The organism is Candidatus Andeanibacterium sp. (genome assembly GCF_057143545.1).
The window spans coordinates 1-15657 of the sequence record NZ_DBNHSF010000150.1 but is presented as its reverse complement, the minus strand read 5'-3'; the positions used below and the strand labels follow the sequence as shown (position 1 = coordinate 15657).

Here is a 15657-nt window from a genome sequence, read left to right as displayed (position 1 = left end):
CCGAACAGGCCCTTGGCGAAATCGGCGGCATCGTCGAGCACGCTGCCATCGCCGTCGCGATCGAGCATCTGCAGGATGCCGGCGGCCTGCGGATTATCGACCACCATGCGGGCGAACTCGGTCAGCGAGCCTTCCCCGCCGATATGTTCGACGATCTGGTTCAAGGTGCCTTTGGGCAGCCCGGTCTTGGCCGAAGCCAGGTCGACCGTGTCGCCCTGCATCTGGTGGGCATGGCCAAGGGCGGCGATCGCCTTTTCCGCCATGCCGGGATCGATTCCGACCTTTTCGGCAAGGTTGGTGACATCGTCGGGCGCGCCGCCGATCGCTTTCAGGACATCGTCAAATACACTCATGGGTCATCCTCCTCTGTCGGGAAACCATGAATTGGCATGATGCGCCAATGAGGCATTGCCGCAAGTCAAAAAGCAAACGGGGCGGAACCTTTCGGCCCGCCCCGCACGCCTTTCGATTTCGCTCGCGTCTCAGGCGGCGGGTGCCGCTTGCCTCACGCCTTCATCGACATGTTCCGCAAATTGCTGGAAATTATCGACGAACAGCTGGACCAGCCTTTGCGCCGTGGCATCGTACTCGTCCTTGTCCGCCCAGGTGCTGCGCGGATCGAGCACCGACTGGTCGATCCCGGCTTCGGCCAGCGCGGGCACATAAACCGGCACGTCGAAGCCGAAATTCTCGTCCTTGCGAAACTCGACGCCATCCATCTTGCCGTCGAGCACGGCATTCAGCAGGCCGCGCGTGGCCTTGATCGGCATGCGCTTGCCAACCCCGTATTTGCCGCCGGTCCAGCCGGTATTGAACAGCCAGCACTGAACCCCGCCCTTGGCGATCCGCTCCTTGAGGAGGTTGCCGTAGACGCTGGGGTGGCGCGGCATGAAGGCGGCGCCGAAACAGGTGCTGAAGGTTGCTTCCGGCTCGGTCACGCCGATCTCCGTCCCGGCCACCTTGGCGGTGTAGCCCGAGAGGAAATAATACATCGCCTGGTCGGCAGTCAGCCGCGCGATCGGAGGCAGCACACCGAAGGCATCCGCGGTAAGCATGATCACATTGCTCGGCGCGGGGCCGAGATTCTTTTCGCTGCTGTTGGGGATGAACTCGATCGGATAGGCGCCGCGCGTATTCTCGGTCTTGCTGGCGTCGTTGAAATCCAGCTCACGCGTGTCATCGTCCATCGCGACGTTTTCGAGAATCGTACCGAACATCTTGGTAGTGGCGTAGATCTCCGGTTCGCCTTCGGCCGAAAGGTTGATCATCTTGGCGTAGCAACCGCCCTCGAAGTTGAACACGGCGGTGTCCGACCAGCCGTGCTCGTCGTCGCCGATCAGAGTGCGGCTGGCATCGGCCGAAAGCGTCGTCTTGCCGGTACCCGAAAGACCGAAGAAGATCGCGCTCTTGCCGTCCTTGCCGATATTGGCCGAACAATGCATCGGCATCACGCCCTTTTCCGGAAGCAGGTAGTTCAAGAGGCCGAACACGCCCTTCTTCATCTCGCCCGAATATTCGGTGTTGCCGATCAGGATCAGCTTGTCGGTGAAGCTGACCGCAATCACCGTGTCGCTGCGGCAGCCGTGGCGAGCCGGATCGGCCTTGAAGCTGGGCAGGTTGATGATCGTATATTCCGGAACGAATCCGGCCAATTCGTCGGCCCCGGGGCGCACCAGCAGGGTGCGGATAAAGAGATTGTGCCATGCCATCTCGTTGATGACGCGCACATTGACCCGGTATTCCGGCTGGCTGCCGCCGAACAGGTCGGCAACGTAGAGTTCCGCCTGGCCCGCCAGCGCGGCGAGGAAGTCGGCCTTGAGATTGGCATAGTGCTCGGGCGACATCGGCTGGTTGATCGCGCCCCAGTTGATCGTGTCTTCGGTGATCGCATCGCGGACGACAAATTTGTCCTTCACGCTGCGCCCGGTGAACTTGCCGGTATCGACGAGCAGCGCGCCATCCCGGGTCAGCCTGCCCTCGCCCTTCTTCAACGCGTGCTCAACCAGCGCGGGCGTTCCCAGATTGGCGTAAATCGTTGCGGCAGTGCTGATGCCCTGGCGTTCGAGCGGATGGGAAAGAGGGGAAGTCAAAACAATCTCCGAAAACCGATAAGAGTGCGAAGAACCTTGGAATTCTGCGGCATGGAAACGCGACTGCGCATAGTCGCCGAATCTCCTCGCGTCAATTTGGCGCACGCAGCATGGATTTCCTTCTTTTATTCAGTTATTTACTGCACCTGCGCTGAGATCGATCCCGCGACAGGCGTTGTCTATCCGGGGACGAAAGGCTAATTCCAGCCAAAGCAACGATGATGAGTAGAGGGCCGATGGCCACCGAAACAGGCCCGACACTTACCCCGGCAGAGCATCAGGAAAGCCCCGGTGGCGATACTCCGGCGCAGCAGGTGATTGCCCTGGTGGACGACGATCGCAACATCCTGACCAGCGTCTCGATCGCGCTTCAGTCGGAAGGATTCATGACGCGCGTTTACAGCGACGGTGCATCCGCACTCAAGGCGCTGACCGACAACCCGCCCGATCTCGCGGTGTGCGACATCAAGATGCCGCGGATGGACGGCATGGACTTGCTGGCGCGACTGCGCGAGAAGTCCGAATTGCCGGTGATCTTCCTTACCAGCAAGGACGACGAACAGGACGAGGCGGCAGGTCTGGCGATGGGGGCCGACGATTACATCGCCAAGCCCTTCAGCCAGAAGCTCCTGATCGCCCGCATTCGCGCGATCCTGCGGAGGGCCGCGACCAAGCCGTCCGTTCCCGGAGAGAACGTCGAGGAGGAATCGCAAGAACTGCTCGTGCGCGGGCGGCTTTCCATGGACGCTTCGCGCCATCGCATTACCTGGGAAGGAAAGCCGGTTTCGCTCACGGTCACCGAATTCCTGATCCTCGAAGCGCTGGCGCAACGTCCGGGCGTGATCAAGAGCCGCAACCAGCTGATGGATGCGGCATATCCCGACGATGTGTTCGTCGACGATCGGACGGTCGACAGCCACATCAAGCGCATGCGGCGCAAGTTCCGCACGGTCGATCCGGCGTTTTCGGCCATCGAAACCTTGTATGGAGCGGGCTACAGCTATTCGGATGGCTGACGCGGGCGATCCGGCAGCGACGACAAGGCGCTTCGAGCGGCCGGAATTCGGCGCGCGCACGTCGCTCACGATCCGCATCCTGACCTTCAACATTATCGCCCTGTCGCTGCTCGCAGGGAGCTTCTTCTACCTCGACAATTACCGCCGCCAGCTGCTCGAGGAGCGCTTCCGCCTGGCCCGCAGCGAAGCGCAGATCACGGCCGAGGCGCTGGTCGGGGCCAGCCCCGAGCGGCTCGATCCGCTGCTGGTCCAGATCGGGCGGGAACAGCGGTTGCGGCTGCGGCTCTACGATCCCGAGGGTCAACTCCTGCGCGACAGCTTCGAGCTGGCCGAGCCCTCGTTCGAACTCGTCGATCCCGCCAGCGAGCCCTGGTACCAGGAAGCGGCCCGGATGATCGACCGCGGGATGGACGCAATCCTGTTCGCCGAACCGGTGCCGCCTTATCGCGAGCCGGAGACGCCGGGGGCCGAAGCTTGGCCGGAGCTGCAGCTCGCACGCGCCGAGGGGCGCACTCAGGTCTTCCTGCGCTATGCCCCCGACCGGACCCCGGTGATCACGGCAGCGGCTCCGGTCGGCAAGATCGGCCAGACCCTGCTGACCACACGCAACGCCCGCGACATCACCCAAGCCGTGCGCGATGCGCGCCAGACGCTCGCGATCGTTGTCGCGCTGGCGGTGATCATTTCGATCCAGCTCTCGCTCTACCTGGCCCGCACGATCGTGCGGCCCTTGCGCGCGCTGGTACGCGCCGCGGTGCGTGTGCGACTGGGCCGCGATCGCGCGGTGGTGGTTCCGCGCCTGCCCGAGCGTCGCGACGAAATCGGACTGCTCGCGCGCGCCATTTCGGACATGACGACCGCCTTGCGCCAGAGAATCGATGCGGTCGAAAGCTTCGCCGCCGATGTAGCGCATGAACTGAAGAACCCGTTGGCATCGCTGCGCAGCGCGCTCGAATCGCTCGGCAAGGTCGAGGATCCCGAATTGCGCGGCAAATTGACCGGAATTGCCTTCCACGACGTCCAGCGGATCGACCGGCTGGTGAGCGAGATCGCCGATGCGAGCCGGATCGATGCCGAACTCAGCCGCGCGACATTCGAACCCGTCGACCTCGCGCGGCTGATCGACAATGCGGTGGGCGCCCGCGAACACCTGATGGACGAAGACTCTCCAAAGATGTTCGTTACTCGGAAGAATGGCGGCCCGTTCCTCGTGCTGGGCGTCCCGGCAAGGCTCGAGCGGGTGATCGAAAACCTGCTCGATAACGCGGTCTCCTTCTCGCCCCCGGCTGGCAGGATCGAGATCGCCCTCTCTTCCGCTGGCGGCAATGTCGAAATTCGCATCCTCGACGAGGGCCCAGGCATTCCCGAAGCGGAGCGCGAACAGGTCTTTCGTCGCTTCCATTCGGTCCGCCCCGAGCCCGAAGGCTTCGGCGATCACAGCGGGCTGGGCCTCGCAATCGCGCGGACGATCGTCGAAGCGCATGACGGCAGCCTGGCGATTGCGGATTCACCGGACGGAGCGAACGGCGCCTGCTTCGTGATCACGATTCCGGCGGCGGAAGAGTGATGCCCGGATCGCTGAGGCAGGCCAGCTGTGTCGCCATTGGCGGACGCGGGATCCTGATCGAAGGCGAGCCCGGAAGCGGGAAGTCGAGCCTGGCATTGGCGCTGATCGACCGCGGCGCCGAGCTGGTGGGAGACGACGGCGTTCTGCTCGAGAACCGCAACGGGACATTGTGGGCCAGCCCGCCCCCCACCATTGCCGGGAAGCTGGAAATCAGGAATGTCGGGATCGTCGAATTGCCGTGTGTCGAGGCGCGGGTCGCGCTTCTGGTCCGCCTTGATCGCGCCGCCGAGCGCTTTGTGGAGGAACCCGAACGCACAGACATCGAGGCCGCAAGCGTGCCTGTTGTCCGATTGTGGCCCGACACACCGATCCTGGCGCTGCGGGCGGAATGGGCGTTGAAGCTTCACGGGCTAGCATGAGCGAGCCCGCCCTCACCCCCTTCACATTCGCACCTCGCAAGCGCACACAGCACGGCCATGCCCAGCGAATCGTTCGAGACCGGCACCGACAAACGGCAACGCATCCTGCTGGTCACCGGCATGCTGGGCGCGGGCAAGACCACCGCCCTGCGCGAACTCGAAGACATGGGCTGGGAGGCGATCGACAATTTCCCGGTCCGCTTGCTCGACCGGTTGATCGCTGCCGAGACGGAAGCCGGAGCCGGCATCGACGCACCGCTCGCGATCGGATTCGATTCGCGTACCCGCGGCTTCGTTCCGGCCGACATCATCGAGCTGGTGAAGCAATTATCGGATCGCGACGACCTCCTCGTCACTACGCTGTTCCTCGATTGCGCCGACCATGAGCTCGAACGCCGTTACAACGAAACCCGCCGCCGCCACCCGCTGGCCAGCGGCATTCCCGCAAGCGATGGCATCGCCGCAGAGCGCGAATTGCTTGCCCCGCTCAGGCGCTGGGCCGACGCGGTCATCACCACCACCGCATTCTCGGCCAATCTTCTCCAGCAGGCCATCAGGGAGCAATTCGGCGGCCATTCCGGCGAAACCATGACTGTTACGGTCTCCAGCTTCGGCTTTGCCCGCGGGATGCCGCCAGTCGCGGACCTGCTGTTCGACATGCGCTTTCTCGACAATCCGCATTGGCAGGAGGAATTGCGCGAACTGACCGGGCTCGACCGGGCGGTCGCCGAACATATACGCAGCGACCCGGCGTTTGCGCCCTCCTTTGCCAGGGTTTGCGACCTGGTTCTCGACCTGCTTCCCCGCTACGCCCAGCAGGGCAAGGCCTATGTCAACATCGCGTTCGGTTGTACCGGAGGAAGACACCGGTCCGTTTTCGTTACCGAAGAGCTCGCCGCCGTCCTAAGGGAAGCCGGCTACGCACCCACTGTCCGGCACCGCAATCTCGGTTCGCGCAGGGCGGAATTGCTCGAAGGCGCGCATCAATCATGACCAATCCTTGCATTTCGCAGCCATTCGGGATTAAGGCGCGCGCTTTATTGTCTCCGCCCATGGCGTCGCACAGGTTCGAAAGCTCACTCTCCAGATGATCGGAATGATACTCGTGACCCACGGTCAATTGGCCGAGGAGTTCGTCAAGGCAATGGAGCACGTCGTCGGGCGGCAGGAATCGGTTGCCACCGTCTGCATCGGCCCGAAGGACGATGTCGAGGCGCGCCGCCGGGAAATCGCCGAGGCGATCGAACGGGTTGAAGACGGCGACGGCGCCGTGATCCTGACCGACCTGTTCGGCGGCACGCCGTCCAACCTCGCGATATCGCTGATGCAGGAGGGCAAGGTCGAGGTAATCGCCGGGATCAACCTGCCGATGCTGATCCGGCTGGCTGGCGCTCGCAAGAAGATGGGGCTGATGGATGCCGTCGCCGCTGCTCGCGACGCAGGCCGCAATTACATTACGATCGCGTCGGAGTTCCTGGGGCAAGAGGCCTGAACGGGGGGTGTCGGTGTGGGGACCGCGCGCCAGAACATAGAAATCACGAACCAGCGAGGCCTGCACGCGCGCGCCAGCGCAAAATTCGTGGCAGCGGTAGCGAAGTTGCCCGCCGGGACCATGGTCAAGGTCGCCAAGGACGGGGTGGAAGCGCTCGGCAGTTCGATCCTTGGCCTGATGATGCTGGGGGCCGCAAGGGGCGACACGATCGAAATCATCGTCACCGGCGAGGATGCCGAAGCGCTCTGCACCAAGCTCGTCGGCTTGGTGATGGACGGCTTCGGAGAGGATTGAGCAAGGTGACGCGCCGCACGATCACCGGCTTCTCCAATCCGACAGTCAAATATCTCCGTTCGCTGCGGGACAAGAAGCATCGCAGGCGCGAGAGACGTTTCCTGGCCGAAGGCCTCCGGCTGCTGACCGATGCGCGCGAAGCGGGCCACGTTCCCGAGATCCTCGTGATGTCGACCACTCGCGACGAGCATCCGCTGCTGGCCGCGATCGAAAGCGCAGTAGAGGCAGAAGGGGGCGAGATCGTCGAATGCGCGCCCGAAATCCTTGCCAAGATCACCGGCAAGGACAATCCGCAGGCGATCGCCGGGGTGTTTGCCGAATTCGATACCTCGCTCACGGCGCTCGACCGGTCGGCCAGCCCGATCTGGCTCGTGGCGCAGGAATTGCGCGACCCCGGCAATCTGGGAACCATGCTCCGCACCGGCGACGCGGTCGGGGCCGGTGGGTTGATCCTAGTCGACGATTGTGCCGGTCCGTTTTCGGTCGAAGCCGTCCGCGCGAGCATGGGGGCGGTCTTCACCCAGCGGATCGCACAGGCGCGGTGGAGCGAGTTCCTGCCGTGGCTGCGTTCCGGAGAGGGCCAGCTGGTCGGCGCTTCGTTGCGCGAGGCCGTGCCCTATCGCGGTGCAGACTATCGCGCGCCCTGCTTCATCCTCGTCGGCAATGAATCCCGCGGCCTGCCCCGGGATTACGAAGACGCCTGCGACCTGCGCGTGACGATCCCGATGTTGGGCAAGGCCGACAGCCTCAACGCGGCGGTGGCGGCGGCCGTGCTCGCCTATGAAGTGCGTGCCATGCTGAACACCGGCTAGCGGCGCGTTCACCCTGCGCTCAGCCCGTCGCGGCTAGGGAACGGGTGATGCGCCACGCACTTTCCCTTCTGGCGATATTGCCGGCTCTTCCCCTGGCCGGCTGCGTGGCGCAGGCAGCTTCCCAGCATGAGTTGGCCGGAAGCGAATGGCACTTCGTCGCGATCGATGGCGAAGCAGCCGCCGCGAGAGATACGACCCTGATATTCGAGGCCGACAGGGTCAGCGCCAATGTCGGCTGCAACGGCATGGGCGGCAACTGGCGGGTCGAAAGCGACCGGCTGATCGCCGGGCCCATCGTGCAGACCCGGATGTTCTGCCAGGGCAAGGTCTGGGACCAGGAACAGGCGGTAAGCGCGCTGCTGGTTGCCGCGCCGCAAGTCAGGTTCGAAGGCGAAGCCCTGATGCTCGAATCCCGCGCGCACAGCGCCAGGCTCGAACGCCGCATGCAAGGCGGCTGAAGCGTAAAATTTCGCGGCAGGGATTGCTGGCGAGGCTGTGGCTGCGCTAGCGTCCCGGCAAACGGAGTTGGAACATGATCAAGCGCTATCCCGCAATCCTCGGCGTCGCCCTCGCCACTGCAGTCGTCCCGGCGACGGCCCAGTCGCCCTCGCCCACTGCGCAGGCCTGGGCGGTCGAGCACACGGGCTCGGCGATCAATTTCGCCGGCGTCGCCGAAGGTTCGGCCTTCGAAGGAACATTCGGCAATTGGGAGGCCGACATCGCCTTCGACCCCGAACATCTCGACTGGAGCGGGGTCACGGTCACGATCGACCTGACCAGCGCCGACAGCGGTAATCCCGACCGCGACATGCCGCTGCAGGACAATGACTGGTTCGCGACCGCGCTGCACCCGAATGCGACGTTCAAGGCCGACAGTATCACCAGCGATGGCAGCGGGGGCTATGTCGCGGAAGGCGAACTGACGATCCGCGACATCACCAGGCCCGTCAGCCTGCCCTTCACCCTCGCGATCGAGGGCGATACGGCGATGATGCAGGGCAGCGTCACGATCAACCGCCAGGATTTCAAGATCGGGACCGGGACCTGGCAGGACCGCTCGGTCGGCAACGAAGTGACGATCAACGTCTCCGTGACAGCGACCAAGGCGAGCTAGAGCGATTTCGAGCCAGATGAAAGCATCTGGCGACTCGGAAATCGCGGAAAAACAGGGAACTAGAGCGTCGACTTTGATGCAATCAAAGACGACGCCCTAGTCGCCCGCGATGAACGCAATCATCTTCCAGTCGCCGCTCTTGCGGTTTGCCACGATCCGGTAATCGAGCTGGCTCCTTAGGGATTCCTCGGCGATCCAGCCGCTGGTTCCGTCGCCCAGCTTGACCCGGGCAAAGGGCCTTAACTCGCCGTCGAACATTTCCGGATCGAGCTCGACCGCTTCCCATGAGAGGCGCGCCAGGACTTCGGCGTCCGCATTCGGCTCCTTGAGCAGCGGCACATCCTCACCGGTCACCAGCATGGCAACGAACCCGTCGATATCGCCGAAATCCTGCGCGAAATACCAGGGCAGGATGAGATTGCCCTGCCCGTTATCGGCGCAGCCGAGCGGCATGATCTTCTCGAGTTCGAGCCACAATGCGCGGTCGGGCTCGGCGAGGCGCTCTTTCAGGGTGGCGCGCCCTTCGCCGCCGCCGAAATCGAGCTTGATATTGGGATCGGCCAGCGCGAGCAGCGCATCGGCATTGCGGGCGATCACCGCTTCGGCCAGCGCCAGGCGGAATTGATAGGCGCCGTCCACCTCGCCGCATTCGTCGCGCGGGGCGAGCGGGCCCTTGAGCGGCTCCTGCCCCGGCCCGGTCCAGGTCAGGCTGGTGATCAGCGCTTCGGCGGCGGAGGACGGCGGAGCTTCCATCCCGGGCGCAGCTTCCGCCTCTGCGGTTGCCGCGGTTTCCTGCGCGTTCGAACAGGCCGCCAGGGCAACCAGGCAAAACCCAGCCAGCAGTCTCATTTCGCGGTCGGCTCCTTTTCGCTCGCCTGCGCAATGAGGGGTGGGTCCTGAACATCGTCCGAACCATAGCGCGGCGCGCTTTCGACCAGCTGGACCTCCTCGATCTCCTTGCCGATCTCGAGGCCCTTGTCCGCCATGCGCTTGCTCGACGAGAGCACGTTTCGCTCGAAGCTGCCGACAAACTTGTTGTAGTTGTTCACCGCGGTCTCCAGCCCGCCGCCGACGCGCTTGAGATGCTCGGCCGATACTCGCAGGCGATCGTAGAGTTCGGCGCCCATGCGGCCGATTTCCCTGGCTTCGCTAGCCATGCGATCCTGCCGCCAGACCTGCGCGACGGTCCGGGCGATGGCCACGAGGTTGGTCGGCGTCGCCAGCAGGACGCCATTCTTGAAGGCGAAATCCCAAAGCTCCGGATCGTGTTCGAGCGCGGCGGCGACGAAATGCTCTCCGGGAACGAACATCACCACATAGTCCGGCGCTTCCTCGAACTGAGCCTGGTAGGCCTTGGTGCCGAGCTGCTGGACGTGGGTGCGCATGCTCTTGGCGTGCAGGTCGAGATGCCGCTTGCGTTCCTCGTCGTCATCGGCCTCGAACGCGGCCTGGTAGGCATTGAGCGAAACCTTGGCGTCGATCACCAGCTTCTTCTGGCCCGGCACATTGACGATTGCGTCGGGCCGCAGCCGGCCTTCGGCCGTGTCGAGCGAAGTTTCGAGCTGAAAATCCGTATGTTCGGACAGCCCGCATTGCTCGAGCACGTTTTGCAGCGCGCGTTCACCCCAGCGACCTCGGGCCTTGGGGGCATTGGTAAGCGAATTGCCGAGCCGCTGGGCCTCGCGCCGAACCTGCTCCTGACCTTCACGCATCGATTGGATCAGCCCGGTCAGGTGGCCGAAGGCATCGACGCGCTGCTTTTCGAGCCCGGTGACCTGCTCCTCATAGCTCTTGAGCCGCTGGTGCACCGGATCGAGCAGCGCCTTGAGCTTTTCCTCGCTTGCCTTCTCCGAATGTCCGAAGCGCTCCTGCGCCGCCTTGAGGAATTCCTCCTGTGCTTTCGACAACACCTCGCCGCCGGTCGCCTTGAACTGGGCAAGAAGTTCCTCGCGCGCCTTGTTCAGCAATTCGATCTGCTTGTCGAAATTGGCTTCGTTCGCCCTGAGTGTCGCGATCTCGATGCGCGCATCGCCCAGTTCGGCAATCGCGGCCTTGAATTCGGCTTCGTCGCGGGAGCCCCTGCCCCACAACAGCCAGCCGAGCGCCACGCCGAGGAGGAGCGCGACCACCGCCAGCACGACTGCAACAACCGGGTCCATCATCCGTCACCCAACAATGAGAACGAAATGCGAACCTAACCGCCCTGCCCCGGCTTAACAAGGGCGAAGCATCGCCTCTCGACAAGCGATACTTGACGCCAGGCTGCCGCGAACCAGAATCACCCTTGAGATTCGCCCCGCAAAAATTGTATGGGGAGCTTACAATTTCAGAATCGCGAAAACTTCGGAAGCGTGAAATTCCGCTACGCCGCGACAGGACAAGGACGAGTAGAGATGCCCACCGATATCGAGATCGCCCGCAAGGCGAGCATGAAGCCCATCGCCGAGATCGGCGCCAGGCTGGGCATCCCCGATGAATCGCTCGAACCCTACGGCCGGTTCAAGGCCAAGATCTCGATGGACTGGATCAACCAGCAGCAGGATCGCGAAGACGGCAAGCTGATCCTCGTCACCGCAATCAACCCCACCCCCGCCGGAGAGGGCAAGACCACCACCTCGGTCGGCCTGCATGACGGGTTGTGCCGGATCGGCAAGAAGTCGATCGTCGCCCTGCGCGAGCCTTCGCTCGGCCCCTGCTTCGGGGTCAAGGGCGGCGCCGCTGGCGGCGGCTATGCCCAGGTGGTGCCGATGGAGGACATCAACCTCCATTTCACCGGCGATTTCCACGCGATCACCAGCGCGCACAACTTGCTGAGCGCGATGATCGACAACCATATCTACTGGGGCAACGCCCAGAACCTCGACACTCGCCGCGTCACCTGGCGCCGGGTGCTCGACATGAACGACCGGGCGCTGCGCCAGATCGTCAATTCGCTCGGCGGGGTCTCGAACGGCTTCCCGCGCGAAACCGGGTTCGACATCACCGTCGCCTCGGAAATCATGGCGATCCTGTGCCTCGCGACTTCGCTCGAGGACCTTGAGGAATCGATCGGCAACATCATCGTCGGCTACCGCCGCGACAAGACCGCGGTGCGCGCCCGCGACATCAATGCCCACGGCGCGATGACCGTGCTCCTGAAGGACGCGATCCAGCCGAACCTGGTCCAGACGCTCGAGAACAACCCGGCCTTCATCCATGGCGGCCCGTTCGCCAACATCGCGCATGGCTGCAACTCGGTGACCGCGACCAAGACCGCGCTCAAGCTTGCCGATTACGTCGTGACCGAAGCCGGCTTCGGGGCCGACCTCGGTGCCGAGAAGTTCTTCGACATCAAGTGCCGCAAGGCTGGCTTGAAACCCTCTGCGGTAGTGCTCGTCGCCACCGTGCGCGCGCTCAAGATGAATGGCGGCGTCGCCAAGGCTGATCTCGGCGCAGAAAATGTCGAGGCGGTGAAGAAGGGTTCGGCCAACCTCATCCGCCACATCGAGAACATCCACCAGTTCGGCGTGCCGGTGGTGGTCGCGATCAACCATTTCGTCGCCGACACCGATGCCGAGGTCCAGGTGATCCGGGATGCGGTCGCCGACCAGGGCGTCGAGGCGGTGCTGGCGCAGCACTGGGCCAAGGGCTCCGAAGGCACCGAGGAACTGGCCAAGAAGGTGGTCGAGATCGTCGATTCCGGCAAGGCGCAGTTCGCCCCGCTCTACCCTGCGGAAATGCCGCTGTTCGAGAAGATCAACACCATCGCCACCCGCATCTACCGCGCCGACGAGGCGATCGCCGACCAGTCGGTGAGGAACCAGCTCAAGCAGTGGGAAGAGGACGGCTTCGGCCACCTGCCGGTGTGCATGGCCAAGACCCAGTATAGCTTCACCACCGATCCGACCAAGCTCGGCGCGCCGACCCACCACACCGTGCCGGTGCGCGAAGTGCGGCTGGCCGCGGGCGCCGGCTTCATCGTCGCGATCTGCGGCGACATCATGACCATGCCCGGCCTGCCCAAGGTACCCAGCGCCGAGCACATCCGGCTCGAGAACGGGCAGATCGAAGGGCTGTTTTGAGGAATTGCGCCGCTCCCGGGCACCCGGTGCGGCGGAATGGGAGGAGGCCCGTCCGGAGCGATCCGGGCGGGCTTTTTCTTTTCAGTACTTTAGAACTGTTCCAATTGCCGACCCTTCCCCCTCGATGGGGGAAGGATAGCGAAGCTTGCTCCGGAACGGAGCTAGCGGAGCTTGGATGGGGGTGAGCGCGCGCCTAATGCCGCCATGTGAAGAAGCACCCCCCACCAAGCAGCATTCCCCGCGCCCGCCAGCTTCGCCGGGAAATGACAGACGCGGAGCGCGCCATGTGGCGTTTGCTGAAGCTGTCAGCGCCCGAGGCACGCTGGCGCAGGCAAGTGCCGATCCGCCACTTCATCGTCGATTTCGCCAGCCATCGGGCGAAGCTGGTGGTCGAGGTCGATGGTGGGCAACATTCCGAGGCAGCGGACGCCGCTCGAACAGCGCTCATCGAGACGGAAGGCTATCGCGTGATCCGGTTCTGGAACAACGACGTTTTGGAAAATGCCGAGGGTTGCGCGCAAGTTTTGGCGGCGGCGATCGCGGCGGGCTCACCCCCATCCAACTCCGGCTGGGCAGCCCTTCGACAAGCTCAGGACTGCCAAGCCTTCGTATCCTTCCCCCATCGAGGGGGAAGGGTCGCTATCCTCACCCGGATCTCGTCGATCCGGGCGGCCTTTTCTGTTCGTCTCCGGGCGATCCGGCGCCATATATGTCGAAATCGACAGTTAGTTCCCGATCGCCCAGTAATTTCAGCGTGTGGGGCTTGAGCGATATGCCCTCGTTGATGTCTTCCATGAACAGGCCGCAGAACACATCGATCTGGTAATTGCGGGCCAAATCGCGCCACACGGCGAGGTCGCCCGTCAAGCCGTTCAGCAATTCGGCGATCTGGGCGTCGAGATCGCCCGGCGCCCGGATTTTGCTTTGCAAACGCCAATTTCCTTGCCGGTGGCGACGCTCGGTTCCGTCGGTCCTCCGGCGAACGAGTTCGCCCTTCCTGCCGCTCTCGCTAGGTTCTGATCCCAGCAAACGGGTTATTTCGGCGGGGTCCAGCTCGTCGCCGAACAAGCGGAGCGTTGCGTGGGTCTCGGAAATGGTCGGCAACTGTCTAAGCCGCTTCGCGCAGCTTCTTGAGCTTCTTGAGCGCCATGTTGCGCTTGAGGCGGCTGAGATGGTCGATGAACAATATCCCTTCGAGGTGGTCCATCTCATGCTGGATGCAGGTCGCCATCAGGCCTTCGAAGGCTTCCTCGTGGACCTTGCCGTCGAGGTCCTGCCAGCGCACGCGGCAGGTCGCGGGCCGATCGACCTCGGCGTAGATCTCCGGCACCGACAGGCAGCCTTCATTGTAGGTCGCCAGCTCCTTCGACGGATCGAGGATTTCGGGGTTCACGAACACGCGCGGCTCGTATTTCACCGGGCGGTGATAATGCACCTCGCCGTCCTCGCCGTGATGGTGGCCGTGGCACTCCTCGGGCTCGGCGTCCTCGTCCTCGGGCTGGAGGTCGATCACCAGCACGCGCAATGGCACGCCGACCTGGATCGCCGCAAGGCCGATCCCGGGCGCTTCGTACATCGTTTCGAACATGTCTGCGACGAGCTGCTTGAGCTCGTCATCGAACCTGGTCACCGGATCGGACACGGTCTTGAGCCGGGGATCCGGCACTTCGAGGATTTCGCGTATGGCCATGCGCCCAAGATAGGTATGCCCCTCGCGGCGGTCAATCGGGCGGGCGGCCCCGCCGGCGGTCGAGGAACAGGCAGGCGCAAGCGAGCAACAGCACCGGAACCAGCACCGGCAGCCACCAGATGAAGAAATAGTGGTACAGTGCCGGGGTCCATTCGCCGGTCGCGAGATCGACATAGCGCCCCTGCGGATTGCGTTCGATCGCGCGGGCAGTCGCCCAGATCGCCGGAATCGCGGAACTCAGGAGGAAAGCCAGCCAGCCGATCGCGAGGACCACGCTGAGCCGCCGCCGGGCCATGCGCCTATCGCGCCTCGTAGCGCGCGATCAGCCGGTCGAGCCGCTTTTCCGCGCCCTTGGCGACATTGATCCGGCTCTTCTTGCCTTCGGCGGCCTTCACCACCAGCGGGTCCATCACCAGCCGCCACCACAGCGGGTTGAGCGCGATCGCCATCATCCCGAAATAGCCGGTCGGGCATTTGGGCCCGTCCTCGAGCGTTTCGAGCTCATGGTAGGACATCATCGGCCGCGCATGGTGATGCGCATGGCGCTGGACGTTGAACACCATCAGGTTGCAGAGCGGCGCATCGGCGCTCCAGCTGTGCTTCGGGCTTTGCGGTTCGCGCTTGCCGTTCGGCAGCAGCTCGCGCTGGAGCCCGTAATGCTGGATATAGTCGTTGAGCATCAGCGAGAACCACACCGAAGCATGGTGCAGCAATATCCAGGGCAACGCGATCCAGCCGAGCATCGCCACCAGCACTCCGGCGAGGATCGCGGTGAAGAGATAGCCCACGATCACATCGTTATGGAACGACCAGACCGGCAGGCCGCGCTTGCGCAAGCGCTCAGCCTCGAGCGTGATCCCGCCCCACACTTCGGGCAGGAAGCTCTTGAAGATGAACCCGTAGGAGGTCTGGCCGAACCGGGCGGAGGCACAATCTTCGGGCGTCGCCACTTTCACATGATGGCCCATGACATGTTGCGGCATGAAATAGCCGAGCCCGCCGATCGCGCAGATCGCATTCGAGATCATGCGGTTGGTGCGGTCCATCTTGTGGCCGAAATCATGGGCCACCACCGGGATATGGACGTTGATGATACCGACCG

Annotated in this window: 18 protein-coding genes and 1 pseudogene; 11 read left to right on the top strand and 8 right to left on the bottom strand. The window is 63.7% G+C overall.

Features of this window, described 5'->3' with window-relative positions:
• Positions 1 to 353, bottom strand: a 353-nt coding sequence (locus AC16XC_RS08720) for a hypothetical protein (RefSeq protein ID WP_484034260.1), incomplete at its 3' end; no start/stop codon positions are given.
• Between the two features lie 129 nt (positions 354 to 482).
• Positions 483 to 2090: a phosphoenolpyruvate carboxykinase gene (locus AC16XC_RS08715; RefSeq protein ID WP_484034259.1), complete on the bottom strand. Its 1608-nt coding sequence runs from the start codon at positions 2088 to 2090 to the stop codon at positions 483 to 485.
• A 236-nt stretch (positions 2091 to 2326) separates the two neighbouring features.
• Here AC16XC_RS08715 and AC16XC_RS08710 point away from each other — a divergent pair, with 236 nt between their 5' ends.
• From AC16XC_RS08710 to AC16XC_RS08670, 9 genes are all read left to right on the top strand, one after another.
• Positions 2327 to 3106: a response regulator transcription factor gene (locus tag AC16XC_RS08710; protein ID WP_484034258.1), complete on the top strand. Its 780-nt coding sequence runs from the start codon at positions 2327 to 2329 to the stop codon at positions 3104 to 3106.
• On the top strand, positions 3099 to 4673 hold the full coding sequence (locus AC16XC_RS08705) for a sensor histidine kinase (protein ID WP_484034257.1): 1575 nt from the start codon (positions 3099 to 3101) through the stop codon (positions 4671 to 4673). Before AC16XC_RS08710 ends, AC16XC_RS08705 begins: the two co-directional genes overlap by 8 nt.
• The gene (locus AC16XC_RS08700) at positions 4673 to 5092 is read left to right on the top strand and encodes an HPr kinase/phosphorylase (RefSeq protein WP_484034256.1); all 420 of its coding nucleotides are present in this window, start codon (positions 4673 to 4675) and stop codon (positions 5090 to 5092) included. The genes AC16XC_RS08705 and AC16XC_RS08700 overlap by 1 nt, the downstream gene beginning before the upstream one ends.
• Before the next feature lie 57 nt (positions 5093 to 5149).
• Complete coding sequence (gene rapZ / locus AC16XC_RS08695) at positions 5150 to 6085, top strand: RNase adapter RapZ (protein WP_484034255.1); 936 nt, start codon at positions 5150 to 5152, stop codon at positions 6083 to 6085.
• A 94-nt stretch (positions 6086 to 6179) separates the two neighbouring features.
• Positions 6180 to 6584, top strand: a complete 405-nt coding sequence (locus AC16XC_RS08690; RefSeq protein WP_484034254.1) for a PTS sugar transporter subunit IIA — start codon at positions 6180 to 6182, stop codon at positions 6582 to 6584.
• A 15-nt stretch (positions 6585 to 6599) separates the two neighbouring features.
• Positions 6600 to 6878, top strand: a complete 279-nt coding sequence (locus AC16XC_RS08685; protein WP_484034253.1) for an HPr family phosphocarrier protein — start codon at positions 6600 to 6602, stop codon at positions 6876 to 6878.
• Between the two features lie 5 nt (positions 6879 to 6883).
• Positions 6884 to 7690 (top strand): TrmH family RNA methyltransferase, encoded by an 807-nt coding sequence (locus tag AC16XC_RS08680; RefSeq protein WP_484034262.1) that lies wholly within the window; start codon positions 6884 to 6886, stop codon positions 7688 to 7690.
• A gap of 104 nt (positions 7691 to 7794) precedes the next feature.
• On the top strand, positions 7795 to 8148 hold the full coding sequence (locus AC16XC_RS08675) for an META domain-containing protein (RefSeq protein ID WP_484034252.1): 354 nt from the start codon (positions 7795 to 7797) through the stop codon (positions 8146 to 8148).
• A gap of 74 nt (positions 8149 to 8222) precedes the next feature.
• On the top strand, positions 8223 to 8804 hold the full coding sequence (locus AC16XC_RS08670) for a YceI family protein (RefSeq protein ID WP_484034251.1): 582 nt from the start codon (positions 8223 to 8225) through the stop codon (positions 8802 to 8804).
• A 96-nt stretch (positions 8805 to 8900) separates the two neighbouring features.
• Here the strand turns inward: AC16XC_RS08670 and AC16XC_RS08665 are convergent, their stop codons facing one another.
• Both AC16XC_RS08665 and AC16XC_RS08660 read right to left on the bottom strand, forming a co-directional pair.
• On the bottom strand, positions 8901 to 9653 hold the full coding sequence (locus AC16XC_RS08665) for a hypothetical protein (protein ID WP_484034250.1): 753 nt from the start codon (positions 9651 to 9653) through the stop codon (positions 8901 to 8903).
• Complete coding sequence (locus AC16XC_RS08660) at positions 9650 to 10963, bottom strand: DNA recombination protein RmuC (RefSeq protein WP_484034261.1); 1314 nt, start codon at positions 10961 to 10963, stop codon at positions 9650 to 9652. Before AC16XC_RS08660 ends, AC16XC_RS08665 begins: the two co-directional genes overlap by 4 nt.
• Before the next feature lie 234 nt (positions 10964 to 11197).
• On the opposite strand from AC16XC_RS08660, the gene AC16XC_RS08655 reads away from it, so the two are divergent.
• Together AC16XC_RS08655 and AC16XC_RS08650 are read left to right on the top strand one after the other, a co-directional pair.
• Positions 11198 to 12865 (top strand): formate--tetrahydrofolate ligase, encoded by a 1668-nt coding sequence (locus AC16XC_RS08655; protein WP_484034249.1) that lies wholly within the window; start codon positions 11198 to 11200, stop codon positions 12863 to 12865.
• A 206-nt stretch (positions 12866 to 13071) separates the two neighbouring features.
• A pseudogene (locus AC16XC_RS08650) lies at positions 13072 to 13380 on the top strand (endonuclease domain-containing protein); the annotation flags it as partial.
• A 130-nt stretch (positions 13381 to 13510) separates the two neighbouring features.
• Here the strand turns inward: AC16XC_RS08650 and AC16XC_RS08645 are convergent.
• From AC16XC_RS08645 to AC16XC_RS08630, 4 genes are all read right to left on the bottom strand, one after another.
• Complete coding sequence (locus tag AC16XC_RS08645) at positions 13511 to 14077, bottom strand: DUF4279 domain-containing protein (protein WP_484034248.1); 567 nt, start codon at positions 14075 to 14077, stop codon at positions 13511 to 13513.
• Positions 13974 to 14555, bottom strand: coding sequence for a peptide deformylase (gene def / locus AC16XC_RS08640; protein ID WP_484034247.1), 582 nt, complete (start codon positions 14553 to 14555; stop codon positions 13974 to 13976). Before def ends, AC16XC_RS08645 begins: the two co-directional genes overlap by 104 nt.
• Before the next feature lie 31 nt (positions 14556 to 14586).
• On the bottom strand, positions 14587 to 14850 hold the full coding sequence (locus AC16XC_RS08635) for a hypothetical protein (RefSeq protein WP_484034246.1): 264 nt from the start codon (positions 14848 to 14850) through the stop codon (positions 14587 to 14589).
• 4 nt (positions 14851 to 14854) lie between these two features.
• A partial coding sequence (locus tag AC16XC_RS08630) for a fatty acid desaturase (RefSeq protein WP_484034245.1) occupies positions 14855 to 15657 on the bottom strand: 803 nt, incomplete at its 5' end.